The sequence below is a fragment of the Streptomyces sp. NPDC031426 genome, assembly GCF_055581585.1.
In genome coordinates, this window is the sequence record NZ_JBVIJE010000107.1 from 1 (window position 1) to 1,662 (window position 1,662).

The window sequence follows — 1,662 nt, forward strand, 5'->3', positions numbered from 1 at the left end:
AGAAGCCGTATCTCAACCGAACGTGATCGCTTGATTTCTACTGGTCAGGCATGGTCTGGCTCGGAATGAGGGAGGCATGCGGCGTCTTGTTTCGGCTCCGTGATCGAGGGGTGCGCGATGGCGTCGGTGCTGGGAATGCTGGAGGAGCGGGAGACGGCGGCCCGGGTTCGGGTGGAGGGCCTGCGGGAGGAAGCTGCGCGGCTGGCTGGGGTGTTGGAGGCCGCGGAGATCGAGCTGGACCGGCGGGTGATCGCGAGGGAGGAGCTGGTAGAGGCCCTGGCGGCCTCAGCTGCCGAGACCACCGCCGTGGCGGAGGCCGAGGCGGAGGCGGAAACCGTGTCCTCGCCCGCGCCGGTGCCGGGTTCGGTCGTGCCGCCTTGGCGCGAAGGACTGCCGGTGACGGTGCTGGCGCCGGACTACCAGCGGATTCTGGGCGTGCTGGAGGAGCGGCAGCCGGCGGGCCAGGGGCCGCTGAAGGCCAGGGAGATCACGGCTCGGCTGGGCTTGGAGACAACGTCGGCGAAGGTCGAGGGAGTGCGCTCGAAGGCCCGGCGTCTGGCGGAGCGCGGGTGGCTGGTGCAGGAGACGTCGGGGGCATTCAGCGCCGGCCGGCGGCCCGTGGCCGTGCCAGACGCCGGCTCATCCGCGTGACCATCGACCACCGGATCATCGCCTCGCTGCTGGCCGGCAACGTCTCGTAGTCCCGGGCCAGCCGGCGCGAATGCATCAGCCACGCGAACGTGCGCTCTGCCACCCAGCGCCTGGGCAGCACCACGAACCCCGCCATGTCGTCGGTGCGTTTGACGATCTCCAAGGTCAGCGCGAGTTTCTGGCGGCACCAGTCGACGAGGGAGCCGGTGTAGCCGCCGTCGGCCCACACGAGGGTGATGTCGCGGTGCAGGCGGCGCAGCCTCCTCAGCAGGCCCACGGCGGCGTCCCGGTCGCCGATATTCGCGGCGGTGACACAGACGACCAGGAGCAGACCGAGCGTGTCGGTCACGATGTGTCGTTTGCGGCCCGGCACTTTCTTTCCGCCGTCGTAGCCGCGTGAGGCGGCCGGCACCGTCGCGGCGGCCCGGACCGACTGCGCGTCGATGATTCCCGCCGTGGGCTCGGCCTCACGGGCCTCGCGCTCACGCACTCGTGCGCGCAGCCGGTCGTGGAACTCGGTGATGAGCCCGTGCTCGCGCCAGCGGCGGAAGAAGGCGTAGACGCGGCCCCAGTCGGGGAAGTCCGCGGGCATCGCCCGCCAGGAGATCCCGCCCGCGACCAGGTAGCGGATCGCGTCCAGCAGTTGGCGGTGGCAGTAGCCTTCGGGCTGCCCGCCTCTGCCCTGGAGCCAGGCCGGCACCGGCAGCAACGGCCGGATGACCGCCCACTCCGCGTCCGTCATGTCCGAGGGATACCGGCGCACCCGGTCAGGATGATCGGCCGCGTTGCCGTACACGTGCGCGAGGCAATCACACGATCGAGCAACCGAGTTGGACTGCCCAGCCGTCGGCACGGAAGACTGCGGCATCGGGGCCTCCTGCTGCTCTATGGATTCGACACCCACGAGTTGTTCAGGAGGTCCCGTCTTCATGCCCTGGCCACGGCAGGATCACCCGACCGGGAATCCGCGTTCGACCCGCACGTTCCATGATCGGTTGAGATACGGCTTCT

Annotated in this window: 2 protein-coding genes; one reads left to right on the forward strand and one right to left on the reverse strand. The window is 69.9% G+C overall.

All coding sequences use genetic code 11. From position 1 onward, the window contains the following. Positions 1-117 precede the first annotated feature (117 nt). The gene (locus tag ACZ5NH_RS45490; RefSeq protein ID WP_468784366.1) at positions 118-651 is read left to right on the forward strand and encodes a hypothetical protein; all 534 of its coding nucleotides are present in this window, start codon (positions 118-120) and stop codon (positions 649-651) included. On the opposite strand, the gene ACZ5NH_RS45495 is transcribed toward ACZ5NH_RS45490, so the two are convergent. Then, on the reverse strand, positions 599-1,393 hold the full coding sequence (locus ACZ5NH_RS45495; RefSeq protein ID WP_468784368.1) for an IS5 family transposase: 795 nt from the start codon (positions 1,391-1,393) through the stop codon (positions 599-601). The genes ACZ5NH_RS45490 and ACZ5NH_RS45495 overlap by 53 nt on opposite strands. Positions 1,394-1,662: the final 269 nt, after the last annotated feature.

What these genes read in the sequence shown, in the direction of transcription:
- ACZ5NH_RS45490 (WP_468784366.1), top strand. Translation starts at nt 118, where the DNA reads ATGGCGTCGGTGCTGGGAATGCTGGAGGAGCGGGAGACGGCGGCCCGG.
- ACZ5NH_RS45495 (WP_468784368.1), bottom strand. Translation starts at nt 1,393, where the DNA reads ATGACGGACGCGGAGTGGGCGGTCATCCGGCCGTTGCTGCCGGTGCCG.